An 18,230-nucleotide genomic window follows, 5' to 3' on the forward strand; every position below is an offset into this window, starting at 1 on the left:
CATTCGGCGAAGAAGGAGAGTGGGGCCTGTGCAGGGTGTCCTTCTGGATAGCCCTGAAAGGACAGAAAGGACATCCTGTGGGCAGGACCTAACATCAGCGGACCCATTGGTCGAGCGACTTGGCGACTGCCTCAGGCCCCTCATCGGCGGGGACCAGCACCAGCGGCTTGTTCGACGGGTCCATCAGATAGACCTGGCGGCTGTGGTTCACCAGATAACCGCCGCCGGGTGATTTGTCGCCCTTGGCCGCCCAGACGGCATAGGCCTTCTTCACCGCCTCGATCTGCGCGGGCGTGCCGGTCAGCCCGACGATGCGCGGGGCGAAGGCGGCGGCGAAGCGGCCGACCACGGCGGGCGTATCGCGCTCGGGATCGACGGTGATGAAGAGGGGCGCGATCTTCTTCGCCTTTGCGGGTGCGCTCTTGTCGAGCAGCTTCAGGCCCGCCGCGATCGCCTGCATGTCGGTGGGGCAGACATCGGGGCAGAAGGTATAGCCAAAATACATCACGCGGTAGCGCCCGGCGAAATCACGGTCGGTGACGGTCTTGCCGGTCGCGTCGGTCAGCTGGAACGGCCCGCCGATCTTCGCCCCCGCCAGCGGCGCCTGCGCTTCGGGCTGGGAGGGGTCGCAACCGGCCAAAGGAAGCGCCAGCAGGGTCAGAAGGGACAGGAACAATCGGGTCATGACGCCGACAGCCTTGCTGTGATAAATCGCTCGGCGCAAGCCATGCTCCATTGCTCAGGATCTCGTTTCATGTCCCTTCGCCCCCTGCTCGCCGCCGCGCTGCTCGGCGCCCTCGCCACGCCGGCCGCGGCGCAGATGATGCAGTCGGAAAGCTACAAATTCCTTCAGGCCGTGCGCGAGGCCAAGGGCAATGACGTCACCAACATGCTGGACCGCCCCGGCGCCAGCATCATCAACACGCGCGACGTGACCAGCGGCGAGGGCGCACTGCACATCGTCATCAAGCGCGGCGACGAGACCTATCTGCGCTTCCTGCTGCAGAAGGGCGCCGATCCGAACCTGCGCGACGGGCGCGGCAACACGCCGCTGCTGCTGGCGGTGGCGGGCGGCCAGCCCGACATGATCCGCGTCCTGACGGCGGCGAAGGCCAACCCGAATATCGGCAACGCGTCCGGGGAAACGCCGCTGATCCGCGCGGTGCAGCGCCACGACATCGGCATGGTCCGCGAATTGCTGAACGCCGGAGCCGATCCCGACATGGCGGACAGCGTCGCCGGTCTCTCCGCCCGCGAATATGCGTCGCAGGACGCCCGCAACACCGCGATCGCCAAGCTGTTCGCCGATACGCCGAAAAAGACCCGCGCGGCCGTCGCTGGCCCGAAGTTCTGATCTAGGGCCAATGAACGCCCTCTTCTTCCCTCTCCCCTGGACAGGGGAGAGGGTTAGCGTAGCTTGCCAGCCTGCTGGCTAGCGAAGCTTGGGTGAGGGGTTGAGCGAGCCGAACGGCTCGCGCGCTCGCACGAGCGAGCGCAACACCCCTCACCCAGCTCCGACTAGGCCTTTGCTTTCGCAAAGACCAAGTCTGCGCAACCCTCTCCCCTCTGTGAGGGGCGAGGGGAAATCGGCAGGGGGGAATCGGATCAGATCAGCCCCAGCTCCATCAGCTTGCCGACCAGCACCGGCGGCATGGTGTCGATCCCCGACGCCGCCCCGCCCAGATCGGGCGGCGCGTCCGCCGCCTCCAGATACCGCCAGCCCTGATGCGCGCGCCGGGGCAGCGCCTGCACCAGCACCAGTTCGGGATCGATATGGATCGCGCAGCGCCCGCCCTCGGCCTCGCCGAAGGACAGGATCGGCGAACGTGCGATCGGCTGGTGCTTCAGAATCCAGAAGAGCGACCCCTGCCCCGCCACTTCCTCATGCCGCTTGGGCAGATAGCGCGTGGTCAGGAACACCGGCCCTTCCTGCGCCCGCATCTTCAGTCGTTCGGCCAGATGATCGATACTGGCCGCCCCGAATGCGACCTTGGTCAGATGAAGCGCCATGTCGGGTTTCATGTGGGGGCGACTGTCCGGCATGGCTAGGGCCGGACGATGCGATTTGCGGTTCAGCGATCCCTCATGGCAACGCCCCAATTCGTGACGTTTTTGCTTTCGATACTGACTTGCAATAACATGCCATCATTCATAGGAGGCTGGAAAAACAGGGAGTTCCTGCAATGCCGATCCTGATGACGCTCGCGGCCGGTGCCGCCGCCATCACCGCCCCGACCTCCACCCCCGTGGCCGCCGATCCCCAGATTTCGCGCGACGACATCGTCGTGACCGGCCAGCGTACCGAGGGCTCGGACGACTATACGATCGAGGGCCAGACGACCGCGACGCGCATCCCCCTGACCCTGCGTGAGACGCCGCAATCGGTCAGCATCGTCACCCGCCAGCAGATCACCGATTTCCAGCTGAACGACGTCAACCAGCTGCTGGCCACGGTGCCCGGCATCAACGTCCAGGCGAACGAGACCGACCGCGTCTATTATTCGGCGCGCGGTTTCGACATCCAGACCTTCCAGATCGACGGCATCGGCGTCCCCTTCGCCTTCGGCATCCAGACCGGATCGATCGACACCGCCATCTACGACCATATCGAGGTGGTGCGCGGTGCGCCGGGCCTGTTGTCGCCGACCGGCAACCCGTCCGCCGTCATCAACTTCGTCCGCAAGCGCCCGACCAAGGATTTGCAGGCGACCGCCAGCGTCCAGTACGGATCGTTCAACAGCCTGCGCCTGGACGCGGATGTCAGCACGCCGCTGACCAAGGACGGCCATGTCCGTGCGCGTGTCGTCGGCGTGTTGTCGGACGCCGACAGCTATCTCGATCGCTACAGCTTGCGCCGCTGGACCGGCTATGGCGTGGTCGAGGCGGACCTTGGCCCCGATACCGTGCTGAGCGGCGGTTACGGCCATCAGGATCACCAGAGCCATGGCGCGATGTGGGGCGCGCTGCCGCTGACCTATACCGACGGCACCCGCATCGACATGCCGCGATCGACCAATGTCGCGCCCGAATGGGCGGGCTGGAACGTGATCGACCGGCAGATCTTCGGTGACCTGACGCATCATTTCGCCGGGGACTGGGTCGCACGGATCAGCGCGGTGCGCCGCGCAACCAGCGAGGCGGACGAGCTGTTCTACGTCTATGGCAATCCGGTGCGCGGCGCGCCCAGCGGCATCGCCCCGGACCCAAACAAGCCGGGCGAGTTGCTGGGGATCAAGAGCTATCCCGGCGCCTTCCGCGCGCAGACGCGCAACCTGACCATGGAGGCCTATGCCACCGGTCCCTTCACGCTGTTCGGGCGCGAGCATCAGTTGATGTTCGGCGTCAACCGCAGCGCGCAGGATTACAAGCAGATGTCGGCTTACGACTATTCGCAGGTCGGCCTGACGCTGCCCTTCCCCGATCTGTTCCAGGGGACCTTCCCCAAGGTCAATTTCCCGACGACCTTCTCGACCGACTATGCCTCCAGCCAGAACACCCAGACCCGGCGCGAAACCGCCTATGGCCTGGTCCGGCTCAGCCTGGCCGATCCGTTGAAGCTGATGCTCGGGGGCAATTTCACCCATGCGCGCAGCACCGGCTTTTCGTACAATGTCGACACCAATTTCGACAATTCGCGCTTCTCGCCCTTCGCCGGGGTCACTTATGACGTGAGCCCGTCGCTCAGCGCCTATGCCAGCTATACGACGATCTTCAATCCACAGACCGCCATCGGTCAGGACGGTCGTATCCTGGACCCGGTCAGCGGCAAGAATATCGAGGCCGGAATCAAGGGCGACTGGTTCGGCGGGCGGCTGAACGCCAGCGCGGCGATCTTCCGCGTCCATCAGAACAACACCGCCGAAAGCATCGGCTTCGTCAATGGCCGCTTCGTCTCGCGCGGCGTGAACGCCAAGTCGGAGGGTATCGAACTGGAGGTCGGCGGACGGCTGGCCGAGGGGGTGCAGGTCACCGGCGGCTATACGCTGATGCGGGTCGAGGATCAGAAGGGCGACCCCGCCCGCCTGTTCGTGCCGCGCAACACCGGGCGCCTGAACATCGTCTATTCGCCGCCTGCGCTGCCTGAACTCAAAGTGGGTGCGTCGGCCCAGTATCAGAGCGTGATCTATACCCAGACCCGCTCGGTGCGGCAGGACGGCTATGCGCTGGTCGACCTGATGGCGAAGTATGACATCACGTCGCGGATCGCGCTGTCGGCGAATCTGCGCAACCTGACCAATGCGAAGTACCTGACGGCGCTGACCTTCGACGGCGGCTATTACGGCGCACCGCGCTCGATCCTGGGGACGGTGACGGTCCGGTACTGAGGCTATTCCATTCCTCCCCTGCAAGGGGAGGGGGACCGCCGCGCGGCGGTGGTGGAGGGGTATGCCAGTCGTGAGGGATCGTGTCCTCACCAGCCGGGACACCCCTCCGTCAGGCCTGCGGCCTGCCACCTCCCCTTGCAGGGGAGGAATATTCCAACAGAAAAAGGGCGCCGGTGGAAACCCACCGACGCCCTTTCCTGATTTCCGGCGCTAGTCCGTCAGTCGCGAATTACGCGGCCTGCGGCAGAGCGGCCTTCGCCTGAGCGACGATCGCCTTGAAGGCCTCGCCCTCGTGCATGGCGATATCGGCCAGGACCTTCCGGTCCAGTTCGACGCCCGCCAGCTTCAGGCCGTGCATGAACTGCGAATAGGTCAGGCCCTCGGCCCGGACGCCGGCGTTGATGCGCTGGATCCACAGACCACGGAAGGTCCGCTTCTTAACCTTACGGTCGCGATACGCATACTGACCGGCCTTTTCGACGGCCTGGCGAGCGATGCGGATGGTGTTCTTGCGACGGCCATAATAGCCCTTCGCCTGATCCAAAATCCGCTTATGCTTCGCCTTGGTGGTCGTGCCCCGCTTGACGCGTGCCATATCTTTCTATCCTTCCAGAAATCAGTTCAGGCCGTAAGGCGCCCAGGCCTTCACGGTCTTGGTGTCGGCATCGGACAGGACCGAGGTGCCGCGGTTCTGGCGGATATACTTGCCGTTATGGCTGATCAGGCGGTGGCGCTTGCCGGCCACGCCGTGCTTGAGTTTGCCGGTCGCGGTGAGCTTGAAGCGCTTCTTGACGCCGCTCTTGGTCTTGAGCTTGGGCATTTTTTTCCTTTCGCTAGAGCTAAGGCAGAAACGGCCGCGGCAGCCCTGATGGCCGGGCCGTTCGTGACACCTCGCTCGGGAAGCGGGCCGCATAGACGAAGCGGGGGAAGAATGCAACTGATCGCCCATTGGGAACCCCAAAGGGAACCCCAAAGGGAACCAGCGCCTCGCTTACGCGCTTGGGATTGCCATGGATCAGGCACCTGCGGCCGACAGTCCCGCGCGTTCGACCGCTGCCCGGCATGGGTGGCGTGTCTGGGCGATTCATATCATCATCGGCCTCGTCACCGTCATCGCCGCGATCTGGCTGGTGCTGTTCGTCACCAAGGGACGGTTCCTGCGCCACCCCTTCGAATCGATCGCGGGCAAGCTGACCCATCGGACCGTCAGCGTGGGCGGCGACTTCCAGCTCTATTTCGCGCCGTGGCGGATCAAGTTCGTCGCCGAGAAGATCGCCGTCTCCAACCCCGGCTGGGCGACCCGGCCAAACCTGTTCACCGCCGACCGGATCGATTCGCGCATCGCTCCGCTGTCGCTGCTGTTCGGCAGGCGGCGCTTTACCTGGCTGGAGCTGACCAATGGCGCGGTCGATCTGGAATGGACGCCCGACCACCGCACCAATAGCTGGACCTTCAGCGACAAGAAGGGCGGCAAGCGGCTGGAGTTCCCGCGTATCGACATGGCCGTGGTGAACGGCACCACGATCCGATACCGCGACCCCCGGATGCAGGTGACGGCGGATTTGGCGCTGGCCGATTTCCGGTCGCAGGACGCCCGCATCGGCCGGGCGGTCGGCGTGCGCGGCAAGGGCGTGATCCGCGAGACGCCGTTCCTGCTGAATGCGCAACTGCTCTCGCCCGACGCCACCGCCAATCGCGGCAAGAACGAACTGGTCGCGCGGATGCGCGCGGCGGGCAATATCGTCGATATCACCGGCACCCTGCCCTCGATCGCCGATGTCGAGAATGTGCCGCTGCGCACCCGCGCGCGCGGCAAGGACCTGTCCACCCTGCTCGAGGTCATCGGCGTCGTCATCCCGCGCACCCGCACCTATGACCTGCATGCGCAGCTGGTGAAGGACGGCGACGTCTATCGCTTCACCAAGATGAAGGGCAATTTCGGCGACAGCGACCTGGCGGGCAAGCTGACCGTCACGCATGGCGAGCGGCTGCACCTCGATTCGACGCTGACGACCGAGAAGCTCGACATCATCGATGCCGCGCCCTTTATCGGCTATAATCCCGATATCGTCGCGACCAAGGGTGCGGAGGCCGCCGCCGCGGCGACCGGGGTCGGGCCGCAGCGGCTGCTGCCGGACGCGGCGCTGCCGGTGGCGACGATGCAGCGCTTCGATGCCGATCTGAAATGGACGATCCGCACCGTGCGCTCGCGCCGCGTGCCGATCTCGAACGTCGACCTGACGCTGGCGCTGGAACGCGGCAAGCTGACCCTCTCGCCGCTGCGATTCGCCATGGCGCGCGGCGATGTGGCGTCCGACCTGCTGTTCGACACGCGCCAGCGGCCCAGCCTCGTCCGCTACGACATCCGCCTGTCGCCGACCCCGCTGGGGCGGTTGCTGGCGGGCTGGGGCGTGGCGGAGGCGGGGACGACCGGCACGGTGAAGGGCCGGGTCCAGCTGACCGGGCGCGGCGACACCATCCATGATTCGCTGGCCAGCGCGAATGGACGGATGGCCTTCATCCTGCCCGCCGGTTCGCTGTGGACCAAGAATGCGCAGCTGGCCGAGCTCGACATCGGCACCTTCGTCCAAAAGATGTTCGAGAAGGAACTGAAGGAGCCGGTACGGATCAATTGCGGCCTGATCGCCTTCACCGTGCGCGGCGGCGTGGCGGCGGCGGACCCGATCCTGATCGACACGTCGAAGAACGTCATCACCGGGCGCGGCGGGTTCAGCTTCCGCAACGAAGCGCTCGACATGGCGGTGCGCGCCGATGCCAAGACCTTCAGCCTGTTTTCCGGCCAGTCGCCGGTCGGCATCACCGGCAGCTTCGCGCATCCCGGCATCGATCCGATCAGCGGCAGCCTGTTGGCGCGGGCGGGCGCGGGCTTGGGGCTGGCGGTGGTTGCGACGCCGCTGGCGGGCGTGCTGGCCTTCGTCGATGTCGGCGACGCGAAGGCAGCGGCCTGCGGCCCGGTACTGTCGGGTGCGCGGGCGAGTGCGCAGCGGACCACCAAGGGCGACCCGCGCGACGATGTCGGGCGCGGCACCACCGCCAAGGCCGAGGACGGGAAAGGCAATCCGGGCGAGGCCAAGGCCCAGCGCAAGAAATTCCTCGGCATCTTCTGATCCTCCCCTGCAAGGGGAGGGGGACCGCCGCGAAGCGGTGGTGGAGGGGGCTTGCGACGGGGGATGGCCCTTGCCGCGATCCCCCTCCACCAGCCTGCGGCTGGTCCCCCTCCCCGGCACGGGGAGGATCAAAATCCCCCCGCGATCAAAACTATGGCGGTCCCCCCGCACCTTGCTTATGATCGGCCCCCGCGCAGCCGGGGGGCCGCGTCATGGTCTCATCGCCCCAAGCGGGATAGTTAAGCAGCGCGCATGAATCGTTTCGCCATCGGTATCGCCGGCATTCTCGTCATTCTGGGCATCGCCGTTGCCCTGTCCACCGACCGCCGGGCGATCCGTCCGCGCGTCGTCGGCGCGGCCTTTGCGTTGCAGGCGGGGATCGCGATCCTCGTCCTCTATGTGCCGTGGGGCAAGCGGGTGCTGCAATGGCTGTCGGGCGGGGTCGCCGGGCTGCTCGGCTATGCGAATGAGGGGACCAAGTTCCTGTTCGGCGCGCTGGCGTCCGATCCGCTGGGCCGCAACTTCGCGATCCAGGCGCTGCCGGTCATCATCTTCTTCGCCGCGCTCGTCTCGATCCTCTATTATCTGGGGATCATGCAGCTGGTCGTGCGCTGGCTGGGCGGCGCGATCGAGAAGGTGATCGGCGTGTCGAAGGTGGAGTCGCTCTGCGCCGCCGCGAACGTCTTCGTCGGCCAGTCCGAATCGCCGCTCGTCATCCGCCCCTATCTGGCCGGACTCACCCCGGCGCAGCTGTTCACCGTGATGACCAGCGGCATGGCGGGCGTGGCGGGTACGATCCTGGCGGCCTATGCCTCGATGGGCATCTCGATCGAATATCTGCTCGCGGCCAGCTTCATGGCGGCACCGGGCGGCATCCTGATGGCCAAGATCATCATGCCCGACCGGATCGAGCCGCCCGAGGGCGAACTCCCGCTCGAGGACATGTCCGCCGAGGACCGTGATGTGCGCCTCGCCGCTAGCCGCCGGATCGGTCCCGGTCTGGGGCTCGCGGCACTGCCCAGCGAGGGCATGGCGGGCGAACCCCTGCCCGAAGCCACGCATGACGAGGAAAAGCCGGCCAACATCATCATGGCGGCGGCGCAGGGTGCGCAGACCGGCGTAAAGCTGGCCGTCGCGGTCGGCGCGATGGTGCTGGCCTTTGTCGCGCTGGTCGCGCTGGCGAACGGTCTGCTCGGCGGGTTGGGCAATCTGATCGGTATTCCGGGCCTGAGCTTCCAGGCGCTGCTGGGTTATGTGTTCCAGCCGATTATGGCGCTGCTCAACGTGCCGTGGAAGGAAGCGGGTATTGCGGGCGGCCTGTTCGGCGAGAAGATCGTGCTCAACGAGTTCGTCGCCTATATCGACCTGGGCAAGCAGGCCGCACAGCTCTCGCCGCGCACCGTCGCAGTCATCACCTTCGCGCTGTGCGGTTTCGCCAATTTCTCGTCGATCGCGATCCAGATGGCGGTGACCGGCAGCCTCGCGCCCAACCAGCGCCCGACCATCGCCCGCCTGGGCATCCGCGCACTGATCGCGGGGAGCCTGGCCAATCTGATGTCGGCGGCGCTGGCCGGTCTGCTGATCGCCTGACGCCGTTTATCCTCCCCGGCACGGGGAGGTGGCAGCGCATGGCGCTGACGGAGGGGGGCTTCCACACAGGACTCCCTTTGCGGCTCGCCCCCTCCACCAGCCTCCGGCTGGTCCCCCTCCCCGTGCCGGGGAGGAATTTGGGGTTGATCCCCATTTCAAGCGCGTTATGGCGCGCCCTGTCGACCGCAGACGTGGCCGACTCACGCATAGGATCACAATGCCCCGATCTAGTCCCTTGTCCGGCGACGAGGACAGTAGACGCTTTCGCGTCCACGTTCTTGCCGACCGTCTGACGGGCCTGACGGGGTCGACGATGTCGGCCCGCTAGAGCCGTTCCTCGCCGACCTTCCGCCGGGCTCGACCACACGAACCCGAAGGAGGTCTGCCATGACCCGTAGCCTGTTCCGCGCGCATGTCCGCGCCCATTCCCTCGCCACCGTGATGGCCAGCGTCCCCCGCGAGCGCGCCCGGCTGCTCCGCGCCGTCGCATCCACCCGGCTCCAGCCGATGCGTCGCACCCGCCCATCGGCCTGATCCGGGAAAAAACGTCATGATCCGTATCGTTTCGCGGGCCGCGCTGTGCGGCCTGTTCCTCGTCGCGCGCGCCGCGTCCGCGCAGGACAGCCAGCCGGAGGATTTCACGATCCACGGCCAGGCCACGCTCGTCGCACAGGGGGTCGGCGGCTTTGCCTCGCCCTATACCGGCGCGAACAGCCTGACCCCGCGTCAGCTGAAGGAGACGACCGACGTCACCGCCTTTGTCGGCGCCCGCGCCTGGAAGGGCGGCGAACTGTGGGTGAATCCCGAGATCGACCAGGGTTTCGGCCTGTCCAACACGTTGGGCGTCGCGGGCTTCCCGAGCGCCGAGGCCTATAAGGTCGGCAAGAGCGAACCCTATTTCCGGCTGCAACGCGCCTTTTTCCGCCAGACCTTCGGGCTTGGCGGCCCGCGCGAGGCGGTGGCGGGCGTCGCCAACCAGCTGGGCGGATCGCGCAGCGTCGACCGGGTCGTGCTGACCATCGGCAAGTTCGGGGTCGGCGACGTGTTCGACACCAACCCGTACGCCCACGACCCGCGCGGCGATTTCCTCAACTGGTCGGCGGTCGATACCGGCAGCTTCGATTATGCGGCCGACGCCTGGGGCTATACCACCGGCATCGCCGCAGAACTCTATCGCGGCGACTGGAGCTTACGCACCGGGCTGTTCAACCTGTCGACCGTCCCCAATGGCGAGCGGCTGGAACATGGCTTCGGCCAGTATCAGTGGGATGCCGAGGTCGAGCATCGCCACAGGCTCGCCGGGCGGCCCGGATCGGTGCGCTTCGGTTTTTTCCGCAACCGGGGCAATTTCAGCCGCTTCGACGAGGCGCTGGCCTATGCCGCCGCGACCGGCGCTACGGTCGATCCGTCCGTCACCCGGCGGCGGATGACGCGGGTCGGCGGCTATATGAACATGGACCAGGCGCTGACCGAAACGCTCGGCCTGTTCGCGCGGGTCGGGGTGAGTGATGGCTCGATCGAGCCCTATGACTTCACCGATATCGACCGGACCGCGCAGATCGGCGGATCGCTGAACGGCAAAGGCTGGGGCCGGGCGCAGGATCGGGTCGGGCTGGCGCTGATCGCCAACGGGATTTCGGCCGAGCATCGCCGCTATCTGGCGGCGGGCGGCCTGGGCGTGCTGGTCGGCGACGGCAAGCTGCCCAATGCGGGCGCGGAGGAGATTGCCGAGGCCTATTACGACGTCGCGCTCACCCGCGCGCTCGCGGTGACGCTGGACGCGCAATATGTGGAGAATCCGGGGTACAACCGCGATCGCGGGCCCGCCGAGGTCTTCGCCCTGCGAGTGCACGGCGCTTTCTAATTCCCTCCCCAAGCTTGCTTGGGGAGGGGACCGCCGCGAAGCGGGGGTGGTGGGGCATCCTCGCCTGCGGCGAGGCCCCTCCGTCAGGGCTTCGCCCTGCCACCTCCCCATCGGAGATGGGGAGGATTTGGTGGGTCAGCGCGTCGGCACCGGCTCCGCACCGGAATAGTCATAGAAACCGCGCTTGGTCTTCCGGCCATACCAGCCCGCTTCGACATATTTGATCAACAGCGGCGCAGGCCGGAATTTGGGATCGCCGGTGCCCTCGAACAGCACGCGGGTGATCTCCAGGCAGGTGTCCAGCCCGATGAAATCGGCGAGTGTCAGCGGGCCCATCGGATGGTTCAGCCCCAGCTGGCATGCCGCATCGATATCGGGGATCGTCGCCACGCCCTCGCCCAGCGCGAAGATGGCCTCGTTGATCATCGGCATCAGCACGCGGTTGACGATGAAGCCCGGCGCGTCATTGGCGTGGACCACGCGCTTGCCCAGCTCCTGCGCGAAAGCCTCGACCTTGGCGACCGTCTCGTCCGAGGTGGCGAGGCCGCGGATCAGCTCGATCAGGCCCATGACGGGCACCGGATTGAAGAAGTGCACCCCGACGAAGCGGCCCGCATCAGGCGCGGCCTGCGCCAGCCGGGTGATCGGGATGGACGAGGTGTTGGTCGCCAGGATCGCGGTGTCGGACATGACCTTGCCGACTTCCTCGAAGATCGCCCGCTTGATGGCCTCGCGCTCGGTCGCGGCCTCGATCACCAACTCGCAATTTGCCATGGCGGACAGGCTACCGACCGGCTCGATTCGGCCGAGCAGTGCGTCGGCGTCCTCGCGCGTCATCTTTTCCTTGGTCACCAGCCGGTCGAGCGCCTTGGCGATGCCCGCCTTGCCCGCCTCGGCGCGCTCGGCCGAGACGTCCGCCAGCTTTACCGCATAGCCCGCCGCCGCCGAGACCTGCGCAATGCCTGCGCCCATCTGACCGGCTCCGATCACGCCCACTGACTTCATCGACACTCTCCTGTTCCTTTGGCCTGCTTTCCGGCCTGTTCTTCCGGCCCGTATCTCTGCCACAAAGCCTGTTGCAACGCGCCCTATCTGGTTCGGAACGGGATCGCCAGCAAAGGGGTTGATCGGGTATGATTCGCATGAGCCTTGCCGTGAGCGTAGCACTGGCCGCAACGGCGGCGAGCGCGGCGACCACGCCGGACACGCCCAGGCCGGGCAAGCCGAAGCTGTTCCGCGACTGGATCGTCGCTTGCGACAATGGCCGGGCCTGCGAGGCGGCGTCGCTGGCGGCCGGGGAATCGATGCTTCAGGATGTCGGGCTGATCGTCGCGCGCGACGGCGGCGGCCGGGTGACGGTGCGTATCCGCGACCTGACCGGCAAGGCGAAGACGGCGAGCGTCCGGGTCGACGGCCGGACCATCGCCTCGACCCCGCTGGACCGTGACGGCGAGGGCGAGTGGCAGGGCGCTTCCGCAAGCGCACTCGTCGCCGCCATCGCCAGGGGCCGGCGCGCCACGCTGCTGACGCCGACCGCGCACCCCCTTGCGCTGGCGGGCGCATCGGCCGCCTTTCGCTATATGGACGACCGGCAGGGACGTGTGGGCACGACCTCCGCGCTGATCGCCCGCGGCACCAAACGCTATCGCGGCGCCGCGCCCGCGCTTCCCATGGTGCAGGTCGTCACCCCGCCGCCCGGCGCCGCCCCCGCCATCCCCGCCACCGCGATCGGCGAGGCGCGGCGACGCTATCGCTGCGTGATCGACGATGGCAGCCCGTTCAGCGCCGACGCGCATTGGCTCGACCGGCGCAGCACGCTGGTGCTGATGTCTTGCGGCGCGGGCGCCTATAATTATCTGGTGAAGCCGCTGATCTGGCGCGACGGGCGGTTGAGCCCCGCCAGCTTCGACTTCGCCTATCATTTCGGCGAGACGCCCGAACCCGGCCAGCCCGAGATCCTGGTCAATGTCGACTGGTCGCGCGACGGCCGCCTGTCGAGCTGGGGAAAGGGCCGGGGGCTGGGCGATTGCGGCGATGCGCAGCAATTCGGCTGGGACGGCACCCGTTTCCGCCTGCTCCATGCCGAGCAGATGACCGAATGCCGGGGTGCGATCGATACGCTGACCGTCTGGCGCACGCGGTCCGTTCCCGTGAAGCCGCGATAGAGGAGACAAGGATGCTCGAACATCTGCCCAGCTGGCTGGGCAAGGCGATGAGCGGCTGGCGCGCCGGGGTGGAGTCGATCGCGGTCGTCCGGCCCGAACTGGCACCGCCCGCCGCGATGCCGCTGCACAGCCCGGCTTTTGGCGATATGGCGCGGCTGCCCGAACGCTTCACCGCCGATGGCGAGGGGGTGTCGCCGCCGCTTTATTGGAACGACCCGCCCGAGGGCACGGCGATGCTGGCGCTGATCGTCGAGGATGCCGACGCCCCGACGCCGCAGCCGCTGGTCCACGCCATCGTCTGGAACCTGCCGCCGCGCGCAAGCGAACTGGCCGAGGGCGCGATCGTCGCGGATGGCGCGGGCACGCCCGAAGGGGGCGATGTCGGGCGCAATTCCTATTTGAGCGAAGGCTGGCTGCCGCCCGATCCGCCGCGCGGGCATGGCGAACATCGTTATGTCTTCCAGTTGTTCGCACTGGATGCCGTGGTCGATATCGGCGGACAGACGCCGGGTCGCGGTGCGATGGTCGAGGCGATGGCGGGGCATGTGCTGGCCGCCGGGGTGCTGACGGGCACCTATTCGCGCGAGGAGGAAGCGCCGGTCGGCCCGGTGGGTGCAGGCGCGGTCGCCTGATAGGGGAAAGAAGGACGGCCGGGTGTCAGAATGGCATGGCCCGGCCGCCAGAGGGGTAAGGCACGATCACGCTCAGGCGATCGGAAAGATCGGTGCGGCGCTGGTGATGGCGAGACCGGCGAAGACGAAAGCGCCGAGGACCGAGACGAGAACCTGGCGGGTCTGGAACGAAGCGAACATGGTGAAACTCCCTGAGATATCTGCCGGTCGGACCATCCGACCGGCGATACCAGGGACGTTGCAGAGAGCGTGCCAGTTTTAAAAATGGCGGATTTCCGTAGTTTCCTCGCAATCCGTTTCCGGCCTTGGCAAATTCCGCCACGACCCGACGGGATTTTACGCCATCGGATGGCGGAAAATCAGGCGTCGTTGCAGGCGCGGTCGCGGCCTTCCTTTTTCGCACGATATAAAAGCGCATCGGCCCGCGCGAACAGCGTCTCCTGCGTATCCTCGGGGTTCAGCGCGGTGATCCCGGCGGAGAAGGTGACTTCGCCGACCGGCTCGCCCGTCTCGCGCACGCGCATCCGGCGGTTGCGCACCGCATCGCGCGCCCGTTCGACCAGCGCCGCCGCCTGCCTGGCGGTCAGGCCGGACATCAGGATGGCGAATTCCTCGCCGCCATGACGGCAGACGAGATGCCCCTGGCATTCCTCGGCCAGGATCTTGCCGATCGAATGCAGCACCCGGTCGCCCGTGGCGTGGCCCAGATCGTCGTTGATCCGCTTGAACCGGTCGACGTCGCACAGCGCCAGATGGCAACTGTCCGACACCTGGAAACACTGTCCCAGCGCCTCGGAAAAGGCCAACCGGTTGGCCAGCCCGGTCAGCGGGTCGCGTCGCGCCGTCGCCCGCGCCTCGGCCAGCTTCTCGCGCAGCGTGTCGGCCTCCGCCGTCGCCTGCTCCAGCCGCTGTTCGGTCGCGTGGATCCGCTCCAGCATCTCGCCGGTCAGCGTCGCCAGCGTCGGCAGGTCGATCTCTTCGCGGTTCATCTCCGCCACGTTGCGCGCCAGATTGGCCCCGAAGGCCGAGGTATCCTCCTGGAAGGTGCGCATCACCGACATGAATGCCGTGACCTGATTCTCGGTCTGCTCGGCCAGCGCGTCCGACCGCGCCTCCGCCTCGGGCGGTGCGACCCGGTCGGCCGCCGATTCGCGGGCGGCCGGCTCGGCCGCGTCCGGTTCGGGCATGGGACGCGACGCCCCCACCGGACCACCCAGCCGGACGATATCGTCCTGGTGCAGGCGGACGCCGCCATCGATCAGCGACGCGACCGCGCGCGCCAGGCTGCCTTTGGGATTGGTCAGGATCGCATGGACAAAGGCGTAATGCGCCGGATCGGGGGAAAGCCGGTGGTCCTCCAGAAACTTGCCGATACGCTCATACAAACTGGCAGGCGTCGTCATGGCTCGCCGCGGCTCCGCATCCGCCGTTTCGCCCCATCCCCTGTAAAGCCCCATGACACGTGCCTGTCAGCGACGATTTTGCAGTTCGCGTACCGCCGCCAGCGTCGTGGCGACATGCTCGGAGGGGTTCATGTCGTCATGGACGAAGACGACGCGGCCATCACGACCGATGACATAGCTGGTGCGCGAGGTGATATCGCGACCCTCGATCTGACGACCGAGCGCGACGTCATAGCCCTTGACGATCGCGGGACCGGCGCTGGCGACCGGGAACTTGCCCGCGCATTCGGCCTTGGAAAAGGCGGCGAGCTTGTCGACCGGGTCGGCCGACATGCCGATCACGCGCGCACCGGCCGCGCGAAAGGCGTCGATCTTCTCGGCAAAGGCGCGTGCCTCGGCACTGCATCCGCTCGTGAAGGCGGCGGGGAAGAAATACAGGACGACCGGACCGTGGCGCAGCTGTTCCTTGAGGTGCAGCGTGAAGACCTTGCCCGCCACCGCGCCGCGCGTGGTGAAGTCGGGGGCCGGGGCACCGGGACGCAGGGCCGCTGCGGCCGGTACCGCTGCCATTGCCAGGAGAACGCCCAATACTGCCCTCATCGCTCCATTCCTTATATTAAGATAGTTAACGCCTATCCCGTCGCGATCATGGCGTCCATTGCTGATCGCGCAGTCCTATCCTATCCGGGTTAATATGTCCGTACACGCCGACGATATTAAGCTGGCCCTTCGTCTTGCCGATGCTGCCGGAGCCGCCATCCGCCCCTATTTCCGCACCGAAATGGGGCTGGAAATCAAGGAGGACCGCTCGCCCGTGACGCTGGCCGATCGCGAGGCGGAGGCGGCGATGCGCCGTATCCTGGAGGCGGAGCGTTCGGGCGACGGCATTCATGGCGAGGAATATGGCGTCAAGGACGGCGTGACGGGGCGCCAATGGGTGCTCGATCCCATCGACGGCACGCGCAGCTTCACCGTCGGGCGGCCGATCTTCGGCACGCTGATCGCGCTGGTCGACAATGGCTGGCCGGTGCTGGGCATCATCGACCAGCCGATCGCGCGCGAGCGCTGGCTGGGTGTGGCGGGGCGGCCGACCCTGTTCAACGGGCAACCGACGCGCACCCGCGCCTGTCGCGATCTGGACGGCGCGACCATCGCGACGACCAGCCCGCATCTGTTCGACGACGAAGACGTGCCGCATTTCATGGCGCTGGTCGCCGCGGTCAGCGGCCAGTCGCCGCGCCAGGGGCCGGTCTATGGCGGCGACTGTTACAATTACGGCCTGCTGGCGAGCGGCCATATCGATCTGGTGTGCGAATCGGGGCTGAAGCTGCACGACTTCGCCGCGCTGGTCCCGGTGGTCGAGGGCGCGGGCGGGCGGATGTGCGATTGGAACGGCGACCCGCTGACCGCCGACAGCGCAGGCCATGTGCTGGCGATCGGCGACCCCGCGCGCACCGACGAAGTGCTGGAGGCCCTGCGCAACGTGCCGCACGGGCATGACCACCACCACGATCACGATCATTAATTCCTCCCCTGTAAGGGGAGGGGGACCATGCGCAGCATGGTGGAGGGGTGCCACCCCTATCGAGAGCGTGACACCCCTCCGTCAGGGCTTCGCCCTGCCACCTCCCCTTGCAGGGGAGGAATAGCTTAGCCGGTGAGGCCTGCCGCCGTGGCCAGGCCCAGAAACGCCAGGAACCCGATCGAATCGGTCGTCATCGTCACGAACACCGAGGACGCGACCGCAGGATCGGCATCGAAGCGATCGAGCGTCACCGGCACCAGCACGCCCGCCAGCCCCGCGACCAGGATATTGGTCATCATCGCCACCGCGATCACCATGCCCAGCGCCGGGTTGCCGAAGACCAGGCTCACCCCCACCCCGATCACCGCCGCGACGGTCACGCCGTTCATCATCGCCACGCGAATCTCGCGCATGATCGCACGCGCGGTGTTGGACCGGGTCAGCTGGTTGGTCGCCAGCGCGCGCACCGTCACCGCCAGCGTCTGCGTGCCCGCATTGCCGCCCACGCCCGCGACGATCGGCATCAGCGTGGCGAGCGCCACCATCCGCGCGATCGTCCCCTCGAACGCGGCGATCACCGAAGAGGCGACCATCGCGGTGATCAGGTTCGCCAGCAGCCAGCGGACGCGGCTCTTGTAGCTGTCCAGGATCGGCTCGTTGATGTCGCCTTCGCCCGCGCCCGACAGGCGCAGCACGTCCTCGCCCGCCTCCTGCTGGATGATGTGGACGATATCGTCGACGGTGATCATGCCGACCAGCCGCCCGCTGCCATCGACCACCGCAGCCGAGATCAGCGCATATTTCTGGAAGCGCAGCGCGACTTCTTCCTGGTCCATGTCGACCGGGATCAGCGTCTGTTCGCGCTTCATCACGTCGCCGATCACGATCTGCCCCGGCGCGCGCAGGATCCAGGAGAGCTGGCAGGTGCCGATCGGGCGGTGGCCCGGATCGACGACGAAGATTTCCCAGAAATCGGTGGTCAGTTCCTCGTCGTCGCGCAGGAACTGGATCGTCTCGGCCACCGTCCAATGTTCGGGCACCGCGATCAGCTCGCGCTGCATCAGGCGGCCGGCGGACTCCTCGGGGAAGGACAAGGCTTCCTCGATCGCGGCGCGGTCGTCCGGGTCGAGCGCGCGCAAGACCGCGCGCTGCTCGTCCTCGTCCATGTCCTCGATGATGGCGACCGCGTCGTCGGTGTCGAGTTCGGAAGCGATATCGGCGACTTCATGCGGTTCGAGCGCCTGGATCAGCTGCTCGCGCACATAGTCGTTCATCTCGGCGAAGACGTCGCCGTTCAGCAGATCCGCGACCGCACGCGCCAGATTGACGCGTTCCTCGTCCCCGACCAGCTCGAACAGGTCGGCGATGTCGGCGGGGTGGAGCGGCTCGACCAGCGCGCGCGCGCCCTCGTCGTCGCCCGCCTCCAGCGCGTCGAGCACGGCCGTCACATATTCGGGCTTCAGCCGGTCGTCTTCGTCCAGCTGGGTTTCGGGCGCCAGATTTTCCGGAAGGCGCGTCTCGGTTTCGAGTTCGGGGAGTTCGGTGTCGCTGATCTCGGCCTCCCTCGATCGATCATGAACGCTGTGTCACGCCTCTAA

The 18,230-nt window shown here is 66.9% G+C and carries 17 protein-coding genes; 9 read left to right on the forward strand and 8 right to left on the reverse strand.

From position 1 onward, the window contains the following. Positions 1-94 precede the first annotated feature (94 nt). Complete coding sequence (locus tag GGQ89_RS17610; protein ID WP_184106639.1) at positions 95-685, reverse strand: SCO family protein; 591 nt, start codon at positions 683-685, stop codon at positions 95-97. Between the two features lie 69 nt (positions 686-754). Here GGQ89_RS17610 and GGQ89_RS17615 point away from each other — a divergent pair, with 69 nt between their 5' ends. Then, entirely contained in the window at positions 755-1,354 is a 600-nt protein-coding gene (locus tag GGQ89_RS17615) for an ankyrin repeat domain-containing protein (protein ID WP_056436281.1), read from the forward strand. Between the two features lie 251 nt (positions 1,355-1,605). Here GGQ89_RS17615 and GGQ89_RS17620 read toward each other — a convergent pair whose 3' ends face one another. Continuing rightward, entirely contained in the window at positions 1,606-2,010 is a 405-nt protein-coding gene (locus GGQ89_RS17620) for a DUF1489 family protein (protein ID WP_184106655.1), read from the reverse strand. A 173-nt stretch (positions 2,011-2,183) separates the two neighbouring features. Here GGQ89_RS17620 and GGQ89_RS17625 point away from each other — a divergent pair, with 173 nt between their 5' ends. Beyond that, complete coding sequence (locus GGQ89_RS17625) at positions 2,184-4,325, forward strand: TonB-dependent siderophore receptor (protein ID WP_184106640.1); 2,142 nt, start codon at positions 2,184-2,186, stop codon at positions 4,323-4,325. 229 nt (positions 4,326-4,554) lie between these two features. Here GGQ89_RS17625 and rplT read toward each other — a convergent pair whose 3' ends face one another. After that, positions 4,555-4,920 (reverse strand): 50S ribosomal protein L20, encoded by a 366-nt coding sequence (gene rplT / locus GGQ89_RS17630; protein WP_042488147.1) that lies wholly within the window; start codon positions 4,918-4,920, stop codon positions 4,555-4,557. Between the two features lie 21 nt (positions 4,921-4,941). Next, complete coding sequence (gene rpmI, locus GGQ89_RS17635) at positions 4,942-5,145, reverse strand: 50S ribosomal protein L35 (RefSeq protein WP_007406658.1); 204 nt, start codon at positions 5,143-5,145, stop codon at positions 4,942-4,944. 190 nt (positions 5,146-5,335) lie between these two features. Between rpmI and GGQ89_RS17640 the strand changes: the two genes are divergently transcribed. The 4 genes from GGQ89_RS17640 (at position 5,336) to GGQ89_RS17655 (ending at position 10,907) form a co-directional block, all read left to right on the forward strand. Then, entirely contained in the window at positions 5,336-7,453 is a 2,118-nt protein-coding gene (locus GGQ89_RS17640) for an AsmA family protein (RefSeq protein ID WP_184106641.1), read from the forward strand. 252 nt (positions 7,454-7,705) lie between these two features. Further along, the gene (locus GGQ89_RS17645; RefSeq protein WP_184106642.1) at positions 7,706-9,043 is read left to right on the forward strand and encodes a NupC/NupG family nucleoside CNT transporter; all 1,338 of its coding nucleotides are present in this window, start codon (positions 7,706-7,708) and stop codon (positions 9,041-9,043) included. A 387-nt stretch (positions 9,044-9,430) separates the two neighbouring features. Next, positions 9,431-9,577, forward strand: a complete 147-nt coding sequence (locus GGQ89_RS17650; protein WP_184106643.1) for a hypothetical protein — start codon at positions 9,431-9,433, stop codon at positions 9,575-9,577. 16 nt (positions 9,578-9,593) lie between these two features. Continuing rightward, positions 9,594-10,907, forward strand: coding sequence for a carbohydrate porin (locus GGQ89_RS17655; protein WP_184106644.1), 1,314 nt, complete (start codon positions 9,594-9,596; stop codon positions 10,905-10,907). A 135-nt stretch (positions 10,908-11,042) separates the two neighbouring features. Here GGQ89_RS17655 and GGQ89_RS17660 read toward each other — a convergent pair whose 3' ends face one another. Next, the gene (locus GGQ89_RS17660; protein ID WP_184106645.1) at positions 11,043-11,912 is read right to left on the reverse strand and encodes a 3-hydroxybutyryl-CoA dehydrogenase; all 870 of its coding nucleotides are present in this window, start codon (positions 11,910-11,912) and stop codon (positions 11,043-11,045) included. 137 nt (positions 11,913-12,049) lie between these two features. Between GGQ89_RS17660 and GGQ89_RS17665 the strand changes: the two genes are divergently transcribed. Together GGQ89_RS17665 and GGQ89_RS17670 are read left to right on the forward strand one after the other, a co-directional pair. Further along, positions 12,050-13,072, forward strand: coding sequence for a DUF1176 domain-containing protein (locus tag GGQ89_RS17665; RefSeq protein WP_184106646.1), 1,023 nt, complete (start codon positions 12,050-12,052; stop codon positions 13,070-13,072). Between the two features lie 11 nt (positions 13,073-13,083). Continuing rightward, on the forward strand, positions 13,084-13,704 hold the full coding sequence (locus tag GGQ89_RS17670; RefSeq protein ID WP_184106647.1) for a YbhB/YbcL family Raf kinase inhibitor-like protein: 621 nt from the start codon (positions 13,084-13,086) through the stop codon (positions 13,702-13,704). 359 nt (positions 13,705-14,063) lie between these two features. On the opposite strand, the gene GGQ89_RS17675 is transcribed toward GGQ89_RS17670, so the two are convergent. Both GGQ89_RS17675 and GGQ89_RS17680 read right to left on the reverse strand, forming a co-directional pair. Next, positions 14,064-15,107 carry a GGDEF domain-containing protein gene (locus GGQ89_RS17675; protein WP_076714253.1) on the reverse strand — a complete coding sequence of 348 codons (1,044 nt, stop codon included), beginning with the start codon at positions 15,105-15,107 and terminating at the stop codon, positions 14,064-14,066. Between the two features lie 66 nt (positions 15,108-15,173). Beyond that, on the reverse strand, positions 15,174-15,707 hold the full coding sequence (locus GGQ89_RS17680) for a peroxiredoxin (RefSeq protein ID WP_056436306.1): 534 nt from the start codon (positions 15,705-15,707) through the stop codon (positions 15,174-15,176). A gap of 94 nt (positions 15,708-15,801) precedes the next feature. On the opposite strand from GGQ89_RS17680, the gene GGQ89_RS17685 reads away from it, so the two are divergent. After that, the gene (locus GGQ89_RS17685) at positions 15,802-16,632 is read left to right on the forward strand and encodes an inositol monophosphatase family protein (RefSeq protein ID WP_056436473.1); all 831 of its coding nucleotides are present in this window, start codon (positions 15,802-15,804) and stop codon (positions 16,630-16,632) included. A gap of 125 nt (positions 16,633-16,757) precedes the next feature. Here the strand turns inward: GGQ89_RS17685 and mgtE are convergent, their stop codons facing one another. Next, positions 16,758-18,185 (reverse strand): magnesium transporter, encoded by a 1,428-nt coding sequence (mgtE, locus tag GGQ89_RS17690; RefSeq protein WP_056436308.1) that lies wholly within the window; start codon positions 18,183-18,185, stop codon positions 16,758-16,760. Positions 18,186-18,230: the final 45 nt, after the last annotated feature.

Origin of the sequence: Sphingomonas yabuuchiae (genome assembly GCF_014199595.1) — a bacterium.
Classification (GTDB): domain Bacteria; phylum Pseudomonadota; class Alphaproteobacteria; order Sphingomonadales; family Sphingomonadaceae; genus Sphingomonas; species Sphingomonas yabuuchiae.